This is a genomic window from Streptomyces maremycinicus (assembly GCF_001184025.1).
Lineage (GTDB): Bacteria > Actinomycetota > Actinomycetes > Streptomycetales > Streptomycetaceae > Streptomyces > Streptomyces maremycinicus.
Map to the genome: position 1 here is coordinate 205975 of NZ_BBYG01000017.1, position 17092 is coordinate 223066.

At 73.3% G+C, this 17092-nt stretch carries 15 protein-coding genes; 11 read left to right on the plus strand and 4 right to left on the minus strand.

From position 1 onward, the window contains the following. Positions 1-31: 31 nt before the first annotated feature. Together AOQ37_RS26415 and AOQ37_RS26420 are read left to right on the plus strand one after the other, a co-directional pair. A complete protein-coding gene (locus AOQ37_RS26415) occupies positions 32-628 on the plus strand; it encodes a DUF3043 domain-containing protein (RefSeq protein WP_062647560.1) in 597 nt (198 codons plus the stop codon). A gap of 83 nt (positions 629-711) precedes the next feature. Next, the gene (locus tag AOQ37_RS26420) at positions 712-1422 is read left to right on the plus strand and encodes a class I SAM-dependent methyltransferase (RefSeq protein WP_062647562.1); all 711 of its coding nucleotides are present in this window, start codon (positions 712-714) and stop codon (positions 1420-1422) included. A 75-nt stretch (positions 1423-1497) separates the two neighbouring features. On the opposite strand, the gene AOQ37_RS26425 is transcribed toward AOQ37_RS26420, so the two are convergent. Beyond that, positions 1498-1710, minus strand: a complete 213-nt coding sequence (locus AOQ37_RS26425; protein ID WP_020130018.1) for a hypothetical protein — start codon at positions 1708-1710, stop codon at positions 1498-1500. A gap of 114 nt (positions 1711-1824) precedes the next feature. On the opposite strand from AOQ37_RS26425, the gene AOQ37_RS26430 reads away from it, so the two are divergent. Further along, positions 1825-3042, plus strand: coding sequence for a bifunctional adenosylcobinamide kinase/adenosylcobinamide-phosphate guanylyltransferase (locus AOQ37_RS26430; protein WP_062647564.1), 1218 nt, complete (start codon positions 1825-1827; stop codon positions 3040-3042). A gap of 234 nt (positions 3043-3276) precedes the next feature. Here the strand turns inward: AOQ37_RS26430 and AOQ37_RS26435 are convergent, their stop codons facing one another. Further along, a complete protein-coding gene (locus tag AOQ37_RS26435) occupies positions 3277-4182 on the minus strand; it encodes a class I SAM-dependent methyltransferase (RefSeq protein ID WP_062647566.1) in 906 nt (301 codons plus the stop codon). Positions 4183-4331: 149 nt separating this feature from the next. Between AOQ37_RS26435 and cobT the strand changes: the two genes are divergently transcribed. The 3 genes from cobT to AOQ37_RS26450 all read left to right on the plus strand — a co-directional run bounded on the left by cobT (position 4332) and on the right by AOQ37_RS26450 (position 8200). Next, complete coding sequence (gene cobT / locus AOQ37_RS26440; RefSeq protein ID WP_062647568.1) at positions 4332-5504, plus strand: nicotinate-nucleotide--dimethylbenzimidazole phosphoribosyltransferase; 1173 nt, start codon at positions 4332-4334, stop codon at positions 5502-5504. A gap of 72 nt (positions 5505-5576) precedes the next feature. Then, positions 5577-7367 carry a phosphatidylglycerol lysyltransferase domain-containing protein gene (locus AOQ37_RS26445; protein ID WP_062647569.1) on the plus strand — a complete coding sequence of 597 codons (1791 nt, stop codon included), beginning with the start codon at positions 5577-5579 and terminating at the stop codon, positions 7365-7367. Then, positions 7364-8200 carry a hypothetical protein gene (locus tag AOQ37_RS26450; protein ID WP_062647571.1) on the plus strand — a complete coding sequence of 279 codons (837 nt, stop codon included), beginning with the start codon at positions 7364-7366 and terminating at the stop codon, positions 8198-8200. The genes AOQ37_RS26445 and AOQ37_RS26450 overlap by 4 nt, the downstream gene beginning before the upstream one ends. Here AOQ37_RS26450 and AOQ37_RS26455 read toward each other — a convergent pair. Next, the gene (locus AOQ37_RS26455; protein ID WP_062647573.1) at positions 8179-8943 is read right to left on the minus strand and encodes a hypothetical protein; all 765 of its coding nucleotides are present in this window, start codon (positions 8941-8943) and stop codon (positions 8179-8181) included. The genes AOQ37_RS26450 and AOQ37_RS26455 overlap by 22 nt on opposite strands. 67 nt (positions 8944-9010) lie before the next feature. Between AOQ37_RS26455 and AOQ37_RS26460 the strand changes: the two genes are divergently transcribed. Further along, complete coding sequence (locus AOQ37_RS26460) at positions 9011-9856, plus strand: adenosylcobinamide-GDP ribazoletransferase (RefSeq protein ID WP_062647574.1); 846 nt, start codon at positions 9011-9013, stop codon at positions 9854-9856. A 13-nt stretch (positions 9857-9869) separates the two neighbouring features. Here the strand turns inward: AOQ37_RS26460 and AOQ37_RS26465 are convergent, their stop codons facing one another. Further along, positions 9870-10703: an endo alpha-1,4 polygalactosaminidase gene (locus AOQ37_RS26465; protein ID WP_062647576.1), complete on the minus strand. Its 834-nt coding sequence runs from the start codon at positions 10701-10703 to the stop codon at positions 9870-9872. Between the two features lie 342 nt (positions 10704-11045). On the opposite strand from AOQ37_RS26465, the gene AOQ37_RS26470 reads away from it, so the two are divergent. The 4 genes from AOQ37_RS26470 (at position 11046) to AOQ37_RS26485 (ending at position 16996) form a co-directional block, all read left to right on the plus strand. Further along, complete coding sequence (locus tag AOQ37_RS26470) at positions 11046-12569, plus strand: leucyl aminopeptidase (protein WP_062647577.1); 1524 nt, start codon at positions 11046-11048, stop codon at positions 12567-12569. A 305-nt stretch (positions 12570-12874) separates the two neighbouring features. Beyond that, positions 12875-14263, plus strand: a complete 1389-nt coding sequence (lpdA, locus tag AOQ37_RS26475) for a dihydrolipoyl dehydrogenase (protein WP_062647579.1) — start codon at positions 12875-12877, stop codon at positions 14261-14263. Positions 14264-14330: 67 nt separating this feature from the next. Further along, on the plus strand, positions 14331-16115 hold the full coding sequence (gene sucB / locus AOQ37_RS26480; RefSeq protein WP_062647581.1) for a 2-oxoglutarate dehydrogenase, E2 component, dihydrolipoamide succinyltransferase: 1785 nt from the start codon (positions 14331-14333) through the stop codon (positions 16113-16115). A gap of 257 nt (positions 16116-16372) precedes the next feature. Next, positions 16373-16996: a GntR family transcriptional regulator gene (locus tag AOQ37_RS26485; RefSeq protein ID WP_062647583.1), complete on the plus strand. Its 624-nt coding sequence runs from the start codon at positions 16373-16375 to the stop codon at positions 16994-16996. Positions 16997-17092: the final 96 nt, after the last annotated feature.

A 17092-nucleotide genomic window follows, 5' to 3' on the forward strand; every position in this document is an offset into this window, starting at 1 on the left:
CCATGCCCGCGAGCGCTTACCCTTGGGTTTTGTGTTCCGTAGCCGTGCCAAGGAAGAGAAGGCCCCCGCCGACAAGGCCGTGGTGACCGACTCCATGCAGCCCCGTGACCCGCAGGCCAAGAAGGGCAGGCCCACGCCCAAGCGCAGTGAGGCCCAGTCCCAGCGCCGCAGCGTCGCCAACACCTCCATGTCCCGCAAGGAGGCCTCCAAGCGTCAGCGCGACGAGCGCCGCGCCCAGCTGGACAGGCAGCGCCAGGCGCTGGCCGGCGGGGACGAGCGGTACCTGCCGGTCCGTGACAAGGGCCCCGTCCGCAAGTTCGCGCGCGAGTTCATCGACTCCCGGTTCAACGTGGCGGAGTTCTTCCTGCCGATGGCCGTGGTCATCCTCGTGCTGAGCATGGTGCGGGTGGGCTCGCTCCAGACCATCGCGCTGCTGCTGTGGCTGGTCGTGATCGTGCTGATCGTGCTCGACTCGTTCGTCACGAGCTTCCGGCTGCGCAAGCAGCTCGCCGAGCGCTTCCCCGACCAGAACCGGCGGGGCGCGGTGGCCTACGCGCTGATGCGCTCCCTCCAGATGCGTCGGCTCCGGCTGCCCAAGCCGCAGATCAAGCGCGGAGCGCGGCCCTGAGCACTGCGGCTTTCTCCGGGGGGGCGGCCGAGGCCTGGCTGAACAGGCTGGGCGGGCTGCGCGACGTCGTACGACAGGAGCTGGTGGCCCGGCAGCTCGACGAGCAGATAACCGGCCGCTACCCGGTCGGGCAGCGGCTGCGCGTGCTCGACGTGGGGATGGGCCAGGGCACGCAGGCGCTGCGGCTGGCCCGGCTCGGGCACCAGGTGACCGGGCTAGAGCGGGACGCGACGATGATCGCCGCGGCCCGTGACGCCCTGTGCGGCGAGCCCGAGGGCATCCGGGAGCGGATGCGGATCATCGAGGGCGACGGCCGGGACACCGGGGTGCACTTCCTGCCCGGCAGTTTCGACGTGGTCCTGTGCCACGGCGTGCTCATGTACGTGGAGGAGCCGGACGCGCTGCTCGCGGGGCTCGCGCGGATGCTGGCCCCGGGCGGACTGCTGTCGCTGCTCGTGCGCAACGCGGACGCGCTGGCCATGCGGCCGGGCCTGTCCGGCGACTGGGCGGGCGCGCTGGACGCCTTCGACACCGTGTCCTACCGCAACCGGCTGGGGCTCGACGTCCGGGCGGACCGGCTGGCGACCCTGACCGACGCGCTGGCCGGGATCGGGGCGCCGCTCCAGGCCTGGTACGGCGTGCGCGTCTTCACGGACACGGCGGCGGACGGGACGGAGATCCCCGAGGACCCGCGGCAGCGCGAGAGTCTGCTGTCCGCCGAGGAGCGGGCCGGGCGCACCGACCCCTACCGGCAGGTGGCGGCACTGCTGCATCTGTGCGGGGTACGCGGCTGAGCCGGACCGGCGTTCTTCACTCGTCCGGGTGAGCGGTGGCCGGGGTGGCCGTGCGGCGACCACCCCGACGAAGGGCTACGCCTCGTTCGCGTGCAGGCTCATCGGGCCGTAGATCTCGGCGGAGTCCTCGAAGAGCCGCACCTGGTCCGCGCCGCCTTCGAGGAGGTCCTTCCACACTTCCCCGATCCAGGACTCGGCGTCCCCCTGCGTGGTGAACTCCTCGGGCTGTACCGCTGGTTGGACCTCCGTCCCGTCGGCCTTCTCGAACCGCCACGTCCATGCCGCCATGTACGCCTCCCAGCTGTGACCACGTGCAGAGCAGAAGCCGGATCTTGGTCCGGCTTCTGCTGTGCAGCCTAGTCGGATGCGCAAGACCTGGTCAGACACGCGAAAATCAGCTCCGTGGAAGTCACTCTGCTCGGTACCGGTGCCCCCGCGGGCCTGCCCCGCCCCGACTGCTCCTGCGCCGTGTGCGCGACCTCGCTCGGGGCTGACGCCCGGGCGGCGACCGCGCTGCTCGTCGACGGGGCCCTGCTGCTCGATCTGACGCCGGGCGCGGCGTTCGCGGCCGCGCGGGCCGGGCAATCGCTGGGCGGGGTGCGGCAGGTGCTGCTGACGCATCCGCACGACGGCCCCCCGGTGGAGGTGCCGGCCGGGCTGCCGCAGCCCGGCCGGGTGCCGGACGGGCGGGAGTCGACGCTGCTGACGGGGCATCGGGTACGGGCGGTGGCGATGGACGCGCCCGGCACCGGGTACGCGGTGGCCGGTCCGGACGGGCAGCGGTTGCTGTACCTGCCGCCCGGGGGCGCGCCGGCCGGCCTGGAGGAGGGGTCGGCCGAGCGGTACGACATGGTGCTGGCGGATCTGGTGGGCCGCCCTGACGCGCTGGCGAAGCTGCGGGCGGTGGGCGCGGTGGGGCCGACGACCGACGTGGTCGCCGTCCACCTGGACCACAACGTCCCCCCGGGCGCGGAGTTGCGGCGGCGGCTCGCGGCGGCCGGGGCGCGGGCGGTGCCGGACGGGTCGACGCTGGTGGTGGGGGTGTACGAGGACGTGCCGGACGTGTCACGGCGGACGCTGGTGCTGGGCGGCGCCCGGTCGGGGAAGTCGGTGGAGGCGGAGCGGCGGCTGGAGTCCTTCCCGGACGTGCAGTACGTCGCCACCGGCGGGACCCGGGGCGGTGACACCGAGTGGGCGTCCCGGGTCGCCGCGCACCGCGACCGGCGGCCGGGGTCGTGGCGGACCGTGGAGACCTGCGACCTCGTGCCGCTGCTGACGCGGGACGGCGCCCCGCTGCTGATCGACTGTCTGTCGCTGTGGCTGACGGACGTCATGGACTCGGTCGGGGCGTGGGACGACGCGCAGTGGGCGGACGGCGGTGAACGGGCCCTGCGCGCACGGGTGGTGGAGCTGGCGGAGGCCGTGCGTGCGGCTCGGCGGACCGTCGTGCTGGTCTCCAACGAGGTGGGCTCGGGGATCGTGCCGGCCACGGCGTCGGGCCGGCGTTACCGGGACGAGCTGGGGCGGCTGAACGCGGCCGTCGCCGCCGAGTGCGAGGAGGTCGTCCTGGTGGTGGCCGGTCAGGCACTGGTGCTGCGGGGACCGACGGCTGACGGCTGACGGCCGACGCCCGGTGGCGGGCGGTCGGTGGCCGGCGGTCGGTGGCCGGCGGTCGGTGGCCGGCGGTCGGTGGTCGGTGGCCGGCGGTCGGTGGCCGGCGGTCGGTGGTCGGTGGCCGGCGGTCGGTGGCCGGTGGCCGGCGGTCGGTGGCCGGCGGTCGGTGGTCGGTGGCCGGCGGTCGGTGGTCGGTGGCCGGCGGTCGGTGGCCGGCGGTCGGTGGCCGGTGGCCGGCGGTCAGTTCCTGCTCCGGCGGGCGATGATCTGGTAGGCGTTCGAGAAGCGGGTGCGGCGCAGGGCCGGGGCCAGCAGGTGGTCGAAGACGGCGGCCAGGGCGGTCAGCGGCCCGGCCGTCCGGCGCAGCCGGGTCCTGTTCAGGTAGAGCGAGGCGGCCGTCGCCAGGTCGTGCGGGGTGTGCGGGGTCCGGCGGTCCGTCACGACGATCTCGCAGCCCTGGGCCTCGAGTTCGGCCCGGAGGTTGGCCAGCGGGATCAGGTGCAGGTGGCGGGGCTGGTCGTAGGAGTGCCACCACTTGCCCAGGACCGCCGCGGAGGCGCTGGCCGGGTCCGGGAGCTGCACGAGGAGGTGGCCGCCCGGCCGCAGGGCCGTCAGCGCCGCCGCGAGTTCCCGCCTCGGGTCCGGGGCGTGTTCCAGGTGGTGGAGCATGCTGACCACGTCGTAGCGGCCGCGCAGGCGGGACAGCACCTCCGGGGCGGTCAGCCGGCCCAGGTGGGCCTCGTCGAGCAGGCCGGCCACTCTCGCCCGCTCCACCCTCGGGGTCGGGTCCACCCCGTCGAACGCGGTGTAGGTGAACAGTTCGCGGGCCGCCGCCGGGAAGGACGCGTCGCCGGTGCCCACGTCCAGCCAGCTCTCCGGCTCGGGGAAGGGCAGCATCGCCCGGGCCGTCGCCCTCAGGTGCGCGTGGTCGGGCCGTTCCGCGCCCTCGGCGCCGTACAGCGCCAGGCCCTCGGCGGTCAGCCGGGGGTTCTGGAAGGCGTGCGCGCAGTCCCGGCACTCGTCGACGACGAAGGTGCCCGGCCTGCGGTGGCGCAGGTCCGGTGCGCGCAGCCGGGTGCGCAGGCGCTTCGAGCCGCACCAGGGGCAGTCGTCTCGACGCGGCTCGTGGACGGGCCTGGGGGGCATGAGCGGCTCCGGGGATGACGTCGAGAGCGAATGACAATTAGCGTCAAAACGGAACGTATGGGATACCGATCTTGGGCGCAATGACGTCACGCGGGTGTGGTGACGATGTGGCGCCGGACCGTTCGATCGGTGCCGGTACTGTTCGGCGAATGAGCTCGCTTAATCTCGACGACTTCACCGATCTGATCGAGCGCCCCGACGGTGGGGTGCGCCGCGACGCGGAGGCGCGCCGGGAACGTCAGGTCGTGCCGCCCGGATCGCTGGGGCGCCTGGACGAACTGGGTGAGTGGCTGGCGGCGGCACAGGGCTCGTCCCCCGTACGGCCGGTCGAGCGGCCGCGGGTGGTGCTGTTCGCCGGCGACCACGGCATCGCCGAGCTCGGCGTCTCCGCCCGACCGGCGGGCAGCGCCTCGGAGTTGGTGCGCGAGGTCATCGAGGGCGGCCGTCCGGTGTCGGTGCTCGCCCGCCGCCTCGGCGTGCCCGTGCGCGTCGTGGACATGGCGCTGGACTGCGACCCGGAGACGTTCCCCGAGGACGTCGTACGGCACCGGGTGCGGCGCGGCAGCGGCCGGATCGACATCGAGGACGCGCTGACGCCGGAGGAGGCCGAGGCCGCCTTCCGGGCGGGCGTGGCCGTCGCCGACGAGGAGGCCGACTCCGGCACGGACCTGGTCGTGCTCGGCGACATCAGCGTCGGCGGGACGACGGCCGCGGGTGCGCTGGTGGCCGCGCTGTGCGGGACCGACGCATCCGTGGTGACCGGGCGGGGCGGCGAGGCGATCGACGACCTGGCGTGGATGCGCAAGTGCGCGGCGGTCCGGGACGCGCTCAGGCGGGCACGGCCGGTGCTCGGCGAGCAGCTCCAGCTGCTCGCGACGGTGGGCGGGGCCGACCTCGCCGCCATGACGGGTTTTCTGCTCCAGTGCGCGGTACGGAAGTTGCCCGTGGTGCTGGACGGTGTGGTGGCCGCCGCCTGCGCGCTCGTCGGGCAGCGGGTCGCGTTCCGGGCGCCGGACTGGTGGCTGGCCGCGCACAAGAGCGGCGAACCGGGCCAGGCGAAGGCACTCGACCGGATGGCCCTGGAACCGCTCCTCGACCAGGGCGTGAAGGTCGGAGAGGGCGCCGGGGCCCTGCTCGCGCTCCCGTTGGTGCAGGCCGCCGCCGCACTGGCGGCGGAACTCCCCGAGAGGCCCGAGAAGTCGGAGGAGGCCGGGGAGCCGGAGGAAGCCGAGGAGGCCGACGCGTCGGCGCAGGCCCAGGTGTCCGGGAAGCCGAGGGATCCTGAGAAGTCGGCGGAGCCCGAGAAGTCGGAGACGGAGTAACGAAGCGGCTTAAAGGGACAGGCGGCGCCAAAAGAGCGGATTCCCTGAAGTGCACCCATATGATCACCGCTCATGGGCAACACCCGGGGCGCCGCCGCCTTCGCCGTCTGGTACCTGCGTGCCGTCGCGTCCGTCAACTTCCTCAGTGCGGTGTGGGTCTCCCTGGGGCAGGACGTCCGGCGGCACAACCAGGAGAACCTCTTCACGCCGTATCTGCTGACGGCCGGCTTCGCCTCGGGGGTCTTCACCGCGTTCCTCGCCGTCACGATGCGGCGGCGCAAACGGGCCGCGTGGATCCTGAACCTCGGTCTGAGCGGGGCGTTCCTGGGGCTGTTCACGCTGGCCATGGCGTTCCCGGAGATCCGGCGCCACCCGCAGAACTGGGTGTCGCTCGCGCTGACCGCCGCCTTCGTGGCGGCGTTGCTCGCCGGTCGGCGGGAGTTCTACGCGAAGGGCGACCGGTCCAATCCGCGGCTCGCCGCGGCCGTCGGCGCCGGCGGACTCCTGGGCGCCTCGCTGCTGGCCGCGCTGCTGGTCACGGTCACCGACCGGGCCGCCGCCCCGTCCACCTTCCTCGAACGCTGGCGCTACGGCGCGCTGCGCCTGGTCTCGGTGGCCGCCGACGAGTACCGCGTCCCCGGGATCGCCCCGCCCACCTGGGTCGACGTCGCCGTCAACGTGCTGAGCACGGCGCTCGTCCTCGCCGTCCTGTATGCCGCGTTCCGTTCCCGGCGGGCCGTCGACCCGCTCACCGCCGACGACGAGAAGCGGCTGCGGGAGCTCCTCGACCGGCACGGTGAGCGGGACTCGCTGGGCTACTTCGCGCTGCGGCGGGAGAAGAGCGTGTGCTGGTCGCCGACCGGGAAGGCGGCCGTCGCCTACCGCGTCATCGGCGGGGTGTCGCTGGCGTCCGGGGACCCGATCGGGGATCCGGAGGCCTGGCCGGGGGCGATCGGGCCGTGGCTCGCCGAGGCGCGGGCGCACGGGTGGATCCCGGCGGTGATGGGCGCGAGCGAGGAGGCCGGGACCGTGTACGCCCGGCACGGGCTGGACGCGCTGGAACTCGGGGACGAGGCCCTGGTCGAGGTCGCCGAGTTCACCCTGGAGGGGCGGGCCATGCGGACCGTACGGCAGGCGTGCAACCGGATCCGGCGGGCCGGGTACACGGTGCGGGTACGGCGGCACGAGGACATCCCGGCCGACGAGATGGCCGTCCTGCTCCGGCGGGCCGACGACTGGCGCGACGGCGCCACCGAGCGCGGGTTCAGCATGGCGCTGGGGCGGCTCGGCGACCCGGAGGACGGGCGCTGCGTGATGCTGGAGTGCACCGACTCACGGGGGGAGCTGCGGGCCCTGCTGTCCTTCGTGCCCTGGGGACCGCACGGGCTGTCCCTCGACCTGATGCGGCGGGACCGCGACTGCGACAACGGCCTGATGGAGTTCATGGTCATCGAGCTGCTCCGGCACGCCGGGGAACAGCGGGACGACCGGACGGACCCGAGGAACGCGGCGGACCGGGCGGACCCGAGGAACCCGGTGGACCGGGCGGACCGGATCACGCAGGTCTCGCTGAACTTCGCCGTGTTCCGCTCGGTCTTCGAGCGGGGCGCCCGCCTCGGGGCCGGCCCCGTCCTGCGGCTGTGGCGGTCGTTGCTCTGCTTCTTCTCCCGCTGGTGGCAGATCGAGTCGCTGTACCGCGCCAACGCCAAGTACCGGCCCATCTGGGAACCCCGTTTCCTGCTCTTCGAGAAGAGCGCGGACCTGCCCCGCATCGGTGTGGCCTCGGCGCGGGCGGAGGGGTTCCTGGGGGCGCCGGGGCTGCCGAAGTGGCTGCGCCGGGGGCACCTGGAAACCCGCCGGTGAACGCGGTCGCCCGCCGGGCCCGCGCCGAATGGGGGCCGCTGTACGAGGCCGTACGCGTCCGCTGGGCGGGACGGCGGTGGCGGGCGCTGCCGATGACCCTCGGGGCGGTGTGTCTGACGTCGCTGACCCAGATCGTGCAGAACCGGTCGTGGGGGTACGGGCCGGTCCAGACCCTCGGCGCGGTGCGCGCCGACGATCCCCTCGGGCTCGCCCTGCTGCGCACACCGCTGTCCCTGTTCGTGCCCGCGCTGGACCTGCCGGTCTGGGGAGCCCTCGCCCAGATCCTGCTGGTGTTCGGGGTCGCGGAGCTCTGCCTGGGCTGGTGGCGGACCCTCGTCATCGCCTACGCGGCGACGCTCGCGGGCACGCTCTACGCGCGCGTGGGCGTCGCCCTCGGCCCCGGCGGCCCGCTCGGGCTGCCCGCCGCCGACGCCCGGATCGTGGACACCGGCCCGTCGGCGGCCGTGGTGGGGCTCGCGGTGTTCCTGGGCTGGCGCTACCGGGCGTACGTGACGGCGGGGGCGGTGATCGTCGCGATGGTGGTGGAGGTCCTGCTGAAGGACAACCTGGCGGGCAAGGAGCATCTGGCGGCCATCGCGGCGGTGCTGGTGCTGTGCGCGGTGGCGGAGGCCCGCGGGCGCCGCCGGGGGCCCGGGCGGCCCGCCAGGGGCCCGCGGGGCGGCACGGGCACGCGGGGGCGCCGGGGGGCACGGGGCGGCGGCAGCGGTGCGCGGACGCGCCACGGGACGCGGCCCGCCACGAAGCCCCGCAGCCGCCGTACGGCCCATGCACCGGGCCCGGACCGGATCCCTCAGTTGCGTTCCTCGGACTGAGCGAGTTCCGCGGTCGTCTTCCCGCCCAGCCAGTCCCCCACCACCCGGCGCGGCCCCGCCCAGCGGCGGTCGTGGCGGTAGGCCCGCAGGATCGCCTTCGCCCGGGCGCGGGGCCGCCGCCGGTAGAACCGGCGGGCCCACGGCGAGCCGGGCCGGGCCGCCCGCACCAGGCCCACCAGGCCCAGGAGCGGGATGAAGACGCTGAACACGGCCATCTTGGCCTTGCCCTTGCTCAGCACGGCCAGCGAGCAGGCGAAGTTGAACACCACGGTCGAGATGACACCCCCTCGGTCCTGGAGTTCGTCCTGGCTCAGGTCGTCGACGCCGAACGGCGAGAAGCCCACCAGCAGCAGTCCCCCCAGCGCCGCCGTCAGGACCACGGCCTCCACGCTCTTGCGGCCCGCCTCCGTCCAGTACACGTCGTCCAGGTGCAGGATCAGCGCGAACTCGTCGAGGACCAGGCCGGTACCGATGCCGAAGACCACCGCGAAGGCACCCGCCCCGAAGCCTTGCCGGCCGCTCGCCACCGCGCCGAAGCCGCCCGCGACGGTCAGGACGACGCCGGGGACCACGTGGTGGATGTGCACCCCGCCGGAGCTGATGTTGCCGAAGGGGCCCTTGCCCGCCCGGATCAGGCGGGTGATGACCCGGGTGATCAGGAAGGTGAGGACGAACGCGGTCAGGGCGAGGAGCAGCGGCACCTTGCCCGGTTCGACGATGTTGCGCTGCACCCACTCACCCATGTCACCAGTGTCCCGGGGCACGGGGGCGCCCGCTTCGTGGGAGGGGCGACCGGGCTACTCTGCCGCCGTGTCCACGACCTCGCCCGCAGACGGCCTCCGCTTCGCCTTCGGCACCCTCACCGTGTTCCCGGTCAGGGTGACCCGCTGGGACCGGCGGGCCGCGCGCGGGGGCATGCTGGGCGCCCCCGTGGTCGGACTGGCCGTCGGCGGCTGCGCGGCCGGGCTCGGTCTGCTGCTGCTGTTCCTGGGCGCGAGCCCGCTGCTCGCCGCCGTGGCCTCCGCCGCCGTGCCCGCCGTCCTCACCCGTGGTCTGCACCTGGACGGGCTGGCCGACACCGCGGACGGACTCGGCAGCGGCAAGCCCGCCGAGGACGCGCTGCGGATCATGAAGCAGTCCGACATCGGCCCGTTCGGCGTGCTCACGCTCGTCCTGGTGCTGCTCGCCCAGGTGGCCGCGCTGACGCAGCTCTACGACACCTCGTGGGCGCTGGGCGCGGTGGCCGCCGTCGTCTCGGCCGCCGCGGCACGGCTCGCGCTGACCCTGGCGGCACGCGCCGGGGTGCCGGCCGCGCGCCCGGAGGGGCTCGGGGCGGCGGTCGCCGGGGTGGTGCCGGTGCGCGGCGCGGTGCTCACCGCCGTCGCCGTCACGCTGGCGGCGGCGGTCGCGGGAGCGTGGTGCGGGCCGTACGAGGGCGGTGTCGTCGTCCTGATCGGGTCCGCCGGTCCGGGCGCCCCGTTCGAGCCGTACGACGCCGTACGGCCGGCGCTCGCCGTCCTCGCCGCGCTCGGCGCCGCCGAACTGCTGCTGCGGCACTGCACGCGGCGCTTCGGCGGGGTCACCGGGGATGTCTTCGGCGGACTGGCGGAGACGGCGGCGACCACCGCGCTCGTGGTGTTCTGCCTGGGCGGTTAGGTCGTCGCCGGGCCTAGCAAGCCTCGCGCCACACCCCGAGTTCGTACTTCTTCAGCAGTGAACTCAGGCGCAGCCGACGGGAGTCGGCGCAGAACGCGCTCGTGGGCAGTTCGTACTCGACGTGGAAGACGGCCTTGCCCGCCTCGATGAAGGGGGTCAGGTCCGCGCACTCGTCGTACTGGGCGCACTGTTCGTTGACCGCGAAGTCGAAGTCGCCGACGAGTTCGGGGATCTGGTCGAGGTCGTTCTTCAGGCCGACCGACATGCCCCGGTCGTGGGCGAGTTCGGCGATGAGGCGGTTGTAGCGGAGCTGGTCGGCGGCCTTCACCGGGAAGCCCGTGGTGTTCTTGTAGCCGTCCATGTTGTCCGGCTCGACCGCGTCGAAGCCCTTCTCGCGGCACATGTCGAGGCGGGCCGCCATCAGGGGCTCCAGGACGTCCAACGCGCGGATGTCGAGCCAGCGTTCGCCCTCCCAGCCGTTGCCCTTGCCGATCACCGACTTCGGGAAACTCGCCGCGTCCGGGCGCCAGTCCTCCCAGGCGCCGGTGGAGAGGTAGCAGATGACCTTGCGGCCGTCCTCGTGCAGTTGCGCGACCGTGGCCGCGCTCTGGTCGAAGCCGTCGATGTCGTAGACCGGTGCGTCGACGGTGGTGTCCAGACGGCCGCTCAGCTGCCACTGCCAGCCGGTGCCGGGGGCCGGCCGCCAGATCCCGGCGTCCGCCGTCCCGCTGGCCGTCCCGGTGGCCGCCCCGTCGTCCGGCCGTTCGTCCCGTCCGCCGTCCGGCGCGGAGGCGCAGCCCGCCAGCAACAGGGCGAGCAGGGGCAGCAACAGGGTCGGTCGTCTCACCGGATGGGCTCCTGGACGGGGCGGCACGTACCCGACGATCATCGCCCATGTCGCCCGCGCGCGGGCTCCCACCCCGACCCGACGGGTGTGATCCGGTTCATGGAATGCGAGGATCGGGAAGTGGCTACGACGCCACCGACAGGTGAACACGCGCGTGCGTGAGCGACCGCGCACGCACGCGTACGCTCATTCCGGGATCCGTCACGCCGGTCCGCCGCGCCGGTGAGGCACACCCCGGATACGACCGCACCCATGACCCGGATCTAGGGTCGGCTGTCGGGCCCGGTCGACCCACACATTCCGGCCAACGCAACTCCACATCGGAAGCGAGATTTCACCACCGTGACTGCTCTCACTCTCAGCACCGCCGCGGCGCCCGGCCTCCGGGCCGACGCGATCGTGATCGGTGTCGCCAAGGGCGCGAAAGGCCCGATCGTTGCCCCAGGCGCCGAAGCCGTCGACAAGGCCTACGACGGCAGGCTCGCCGGCATCCTGGACACCCTCGGTGCCTCCGGGGCCGAGGGCGAGGTGACCAAGCTGCCCGCCCCGGCCGGCTTCAAGGCGCCGCTCGTGCTCGCGGTGGGACTCGGCCAGGAGCCCGAGAAGGACGCCGGGTTCGACCCCGAGGCGCTGCGCAAGGCGGCCGGAGCGGCCGCCCGCACCCTCACCGGCGCCAAGAAGGCCGCCTTCGCCCTGCCGGTGACCGACGCCGCCGACATCGGCGCGACCGGCGAGGGCGTGGTGCTCGGCGCGTACTCCTTCGACGCGTACAAGCGGGGCGACGACGCCAAGGCGAAGAACGCCAAGGCGCCGCTCGCCGAGGCCGTCCTGCTCGGCGGGAAGCCGCGCGACGCCGCCCACAAGGCCGCGCTGCTGCGTGCCGCCACCGTCGGCGAGGAGCTCAACCGCGCCCGCGACCTGATCAACATGCCGCCGAACGACCTCGACCCCGAGGCGTTCGCCGCTCTCGCCCAGACGGCGGCCAAGGAGCACGGCATCAAGGTGCAGGTGCTCGACGAGAAGGCGCTCGCCAAGGGCGGTTACGGCGGCATCCTGGGCGTCGGCTCCGGCTCGGCCTCGGCCCCGCGCCTGGTGAAGCTGTCGTACACCTCCTCCAAGGCCAAGAAGAACCTCGCCTTCGTCGGCAAGGGCATCACCTACGACTCGGGCGGCATCTCGCTGAAGCCGGCCGGGCACAACGAGACGATGAAGTGCGACATGAGCGGCGCGGCGGCGGTCTTCGCCGCGGTCGTCGCCGCCGCGCGCCTCGGGCTCGAGGTCAACGTCACCGGGTGGCTCGCGCTGGCCGAGAACATGCCGTCCGGCTCCGCCACCCGCCCGGGTGACGTGCTGCGCATGTACAGCGGCAAGACCGTCGAGGTCCTGAACACGGACGCCGAGGGCCGGCTGGTCCTCGCGGACGCCCTGTGGGCGGCCTCCGCGGAGAAGCCGGACGCGATCGTCGACGTCGCGACCCTGACCGGCGCGATGATGCTGGCGCTGGGCAGCCGGACCTTCGGGATCATGGCGAACGACGACGCCTTCCGCTCCGCGCTGCACGAGGCGGCCGAGGAGGTCGGCGAACCGGCGTGGCCGATGCCGCTGCCGGAGCACCTGCGCAAGGGCATGGACTCCAGCGTCGCGGACATCGCCAACATGGGCGAGCGGATGGGCGGCGGCCTGGTGGCCGGTCTCTTCCTGCGCGAGTTCGTGGGCGAGGGCATCACCTGGGCGCACCTGGACATCGCCGGACCGGCGTTCAACGAGGGTGGCCCCTTCGGGTACACGCCCAAGGGCGGTACCGGTACCGCGGTGCGGACGCTGGTGCGGCTGGCCGAGCTGACCGCCTCCGGCGACCTCGGCTAGTCCCTCCGGCAGAGGGGGGACTGTGCGCCTGGTCACTCGGATCCGTCCGTCATGTGACGGGTGCGGGCCGAACGCGGCCGGTCGCGCGGTTCCCCCGCCCCCGAGTGGGGCCGGTCCCCCATGTCACAAGTGAGCGTGGGGTGTCTCACACCCCGGCCCCGCGTCTCGTTCGCCTCCCGCAAGTGCGAAGATGGGCCACGGCAGGACAGGGCCCCCACCACAGGGCCGAAGAAAGAGCGGCCGGACACCAGCCGCCGGCGGTCAGCGACGACCGGCGCACGGCGCACATGCATGGAGGACGTGACGTGGCGAACGACGCCAGCACCGTTTTCGACCTAGTGATCCTCGGCGGTGGTAGTGGCGGGTACGCCGCGGCCCTGCGCGGGGCGCAGCTGGGCCTGGACGTCGCCCTGATCGAGAAGGACAAGGTCGGCGGCACCTGCCTGCACCGGGGTTGCATCCCCACCAAGGCCCTGCTGCACGCCGGCGAGATCGCCGACCAGGCCCGCGAGAGCGAGCAGTTCGGCGTCAAGGCCACCTTCGAGGGCATCGACGTCCCCGCCGTCCACAAGTACAAGGACGGCGTCATCTCGGGTCTGCACAAGGGCCTTCAGGGGCTGATCGCCTCCCGCAAGGTGACGTACATCGAGGGTGAGGGCCGCCTGTCGTCCCCGACCTCCGTCGACGTCAACGGACAGCGCGTCCAGGGCCGCCACGTGCTGCTCGCGACCGGCTCCGTGCCGAAGTCGCTGCCGGGCCTGGAGATCGACGGCGACCGGATCATCTCCTCGGACCACGCCCTCGTCCTGGACCGCGTGCCGAAGTCCGCGATCATCCTCGGCGGCGGCGTGATCGGCGTGGAGTTCGCCTCGGCGTGGAAGTCCTTCGGCTCCGACGTGACGGTGATCGAGGGCCTGAAGCACCTCGTCCCGGTCGAGGACGAGAACTCCTCCAAGCTCCTCGAGCGCGCGTTCCGCAAGCGCGGCATCAAGTTCAACCTGGGCACCTTCTTCTCCAAGGCCGAGTACACCGCCGACGGTGTCAAGGTCACGCTGGCCGACGGCAAGGAGTTCGAGGCCGAGGTCCTGCTGGTGGCGGTGGGCCGCGGGCCCGTCTCCGCCGGCCTCGGCTACGAGGAGCAGGGCATCGCCATGGACCGCGGCTACGTCCTGGTCGACGAGTACATGCGCACCAACGTCCCGACCGTCTCCGCCGTCGGTGACCTGGTCCCGACCCTCCAGCTCGCGCACGTCGGCTTCGCCGAGGGCATGCTGGTCGCGGAGCGTCTGGCCGGTCAGAAGGTCGTCCCGATCGACTACGACGGCGTCCCCCGGGTGACGTACTGCCACCCCGAGGTCGCCTCCGTGGGTATCACCGAGGCCAAGGCCAAGGAGATCTACGGCGCGGACAAGGTCGTCGCTCTGAAGTACAACCTCGCGGGCAACGGCAAGAGCAAGATCCTCAACACCGCGGGCGAGATCAAGCTCGTGCAGGTGAAGGACGGTGCCGTGGTCGGCGTCCACATGGTCGGCGACCGCATGGGCGAGCAGGTCGGCGAAGCCCAGCTGATCTACAACTGGGAGGCGCTGCCCGCCGAGGTCGCGCAGCTCATCCACGCTCACCCGACGCAGAACGAGGCGCTCGGCGAGGCCCACCTCGCCCTGGCGGGCAAGCCGCTGCACTCGCACGACTGACCCTCGGTCGAAGAAGCGACTCCGCGACGACACAGACTTCCGCAATTCGTAAGGAGCAACCGAAACCATGGCGGTTTCCGTAACCCTTCCGGCGCTCGGCGAGAGCGTCACCGAGGGCACTGTCACCCGCTGGCTGAAGGCCGAGGGTGAGCGCGTCGAGGCCGACGAGCCCCTGCTCGAGGTCTCGACCGACAAGGTCGACACCGAGATCCCCTCCCCCGCCGCCGGCATCCTGGCCTCCATCAAGGTCGCCGAGGACGAGACGGTCGAGGTCGGCGCCGAGCTGGCCGTCATCGACGACGGCACCGGCGCCGCCGCTCCGGCTCCGGCCGCCGAGCCCGCGCCCGAGCCGGCCGCTGCCGCGCCGTCCACCGAGCAGGCGGCCCCGGCCCCCGCTCCCACCGCCGAGGCCGCCACCGGCGGCGGCTCCGCCGAGGGCACGGACGTCGTCCTGCCCGCGCTCGGCGAGTCCGTCACCGAGGGCACTGTCACCCGCTGGCTGAAGCAGGTCGGCGAGGAGGTCACGGAGGACGAGCCGCTGCTCGAGGTCTCGACCGACAAGGTCGACACCGAGATCCCGGCGCCCGTCTCCGGCGTGCTGCTCGAGATCACCGTGGCCGAGGACGAGACCGCCGAGGTCGGCGCCAAGCTCGCCGTCATCGGCGCCCCGGGCGCGGCTCCGGCCGCCGCCCCGGCTCCGGCCGCCCCGGCCCCGGCGCCCGCCGCCGCTGCCCCGGCTCCGGCCGCTCCGGCCCCCGCGCCGGCCGCTCCGGCTCCGGCCGCTCCCGCGCCTGCCCCCGCCGCTGCGGCGCCCGCCCCGGCCGCCGCAGCTCCGGCTCCGGCCGCCCCGGCCCCCGCGCCGGCCGCTCCGGCTCCGGTCACCCCGGCCGCCCCCGCGCCCGCCGCTCCCGCGGGTGACGACGGCGCCTACGTGACCCCGCTGGTGCGCAAGCTCGCCGCCGAGAACGGCGTCGACCTGGCCGCCGTCAAGGGCACCGGCGTCGGTGGCCGCGTCCGCAAGCAGGACGTCCTCGCCGCCGCCGAGGCCGCGAAGGCGGCCGCCGCCGCTCCGGCTCCGGCCGCCGCCGCGCCGAGCACCGCCAAGAAGGCCCCGAAGCTGGAAGCCTCTCCGCTGCGCGGCCAGACCGTGAAGATGCCCCGCATCCGCAAGGTCATCGGCGACAACATGGTCAAGGCGCTGCACGAGCAGGCGCAGCTGTCCTCGGTCGTCGAGGTCGACATCACCCGGCTGATGAAGCTCCGCGCGCAGGCGAAGGACTCCTTCGCCGCCCGTGAGGGCGTCAAGCTCTCCCCGATGCCGTTCTTCGTGAAGGCGGCGGCCCAGGCGCTGAAGGCCCACCCGGCCGTCAACGCCCGGATCAACGTGGACGAGGGCACCATCACCTACTTCGACACCGAGAACATCGGTATCGCGGTGGACTCCGAGAAGGGCCTGATGACCCCGGTCATCAAGCACGCGGGCGACCTGAACATCGCCGGCATCGCCAAGGCCACGGCCGACCTGGCGGGCAAGGTCCGCGCGAACAAGATCACCCCGGACGAGCTGTCCGGCGCGACCTTCACCATCAGCAACACCGGTTCGCGCGGCGCGCTCTTCGACACGATCATCGTGCCGCCGAACCAGGTCGCGATCCTCGGCATCGGTGCCACGGTCAAGCGTCCGGCCGTCATCGAGACGGAGGAGGGCACGGTCATCGGCGTCCGTGACATGACGTACCTGACCCTGTCCTACGACCACCGTCTGGTCGACGGCGCCGACGCGGCCCGTTACCTGACCGCGGTCAAGGCGATCCTGGAGGCCGGCGAGTTCGAGGTCGAGCTCGGCCTCTGATCCACCGGCTCCACAGCGCGTGCCCCCGTCCGGAACTCTCCGGGCGGGGGCTTCCGTCTGTCGGCTCCCCGGCGCGGCCGCGGGCGGGACCTGTCCGGTACCGGTCTTTACATGGCCGCCCCGCTGTGGGCGTGTAAGTCTCGTCTCACCTGCTCGAAAGCGCCCCCGTGCGCCTCTCCTCCGCAGGCCCCCGGCCTTATTGTCTAAACGTCAAACGCCCCCGGGGGCCTGTGCGGCCCCTCCTCAAAGGAGCCCTCATGACCGCGCCCGTCGTCCACTCGCTGCGCGAACAGATCCGCGAGCACATCGTGGAGGGGATCGTCAGCGGGCGCTGGAAGCCGGGCGAGCGGATCGTCGAGCGCCGGATCGCGACCGAGCTGGAGGTCAGCCAGACGCCGGTGCGGGAGGCGCTGCGCGAGCTGGAGTCGCTGCGGTTGATCGAGTCCGCGCCGAACAAGGGCGTGCGGGTGCGCAACCTGACGGCCGCGGACCTGGAGGAGAGCTACCCCGTCCGGGCCGGTCTGGAGGCGATCGCGGCGGAACTGGCCGCACAGCGGCTCGCGGAGGACTGCTCGGCGCTCGAACCGCACGTCGCCGCGCTGTACGAGGCGGACCGCGACGCGGACGGCACGGCCCAGGTGCGGCACACCGTCGGCTTCCACCGGGAGCTGGTCCGGGCGGCCGGGAACTCCGTGCTGCTGCACACCTGGGAGGGCCTCGGCATCGAGGTGTTCACGGCGCTGTCCATCCGCTGGCTGGGGACCGTGCAGCAGTCGTACGCGGAGGAGCACGAGGAGCTCGTCCAGGCGTTCCGGCGGCGGGACCCGAGGATCGCCGAGCTGGTGAAGGCGCATGTCCTCGGGTGCGCTCCCCGGGCATAGGACCCGTCCAGGTTCAGTGGAGCGTACACCCGCTCATACGTGGGCTCCGACCTGCGAAAACCCTGAATCGACGCGGCACCGGGTGCCCGCCCGAAA

What these genes read in the sequence shown, in the direction of transcription:
- AOQ37_RS26425 (WP_020130018.1), bottom strand. Translation starts at nt 1,710, where the DNA reads ATGGCGGCATGGACGTGGCGGTTCGAGAAGGCCGACGGGACGGAGGTC.
- AOQ37_RS26435 (WP_062647566.1), bottom strand. Translation starts at nt 4,182, where the DNA reads ATGCCCCCCAGGCCCGTCCACGAGCCGCGTCGAGACGACTGCCCCTGG.
- cobT (WP_062647568.1), top strand. Translation starts at nt 4,332, where the DNA reads ATGAGCTCGCTTAATCTCGACGACTTCACCGATCTGATCGAGCGCCCC.
- AOQ37_RS26445 (WP_062647569.1), top strand. Translation starts at nt 5,577, where the DNA reads ATGGGCAACACCCGGGGCGCCGCCGCCTTCGCCGTCTGGTACCTGCGT.
- AOQ37_RS26455 (WP_062647573.1), bottom strand. Translation starts at nt 8,943, where the DNA reads ATGGGTGAGTGGGTGCAGCGCAACATCGTCGAACCGGGCAAGGTGCCG.
- sucB (WP_062647581.1), top strand. Translation starts at nt 14,331, where the DNA reads ATGGCGGTTTCCGTAACCCTTCCGGCGCTCGGCGAGAGCGTCACCGAG.
- AOQ37_RS26485 (WP_062647583.1), top strand. Translation starts at nt 16,373, where the DNA reads ATGACCGCGCCCGTCGTCCACTCGCTGCGCGAACAGATCCGCGAGCAC.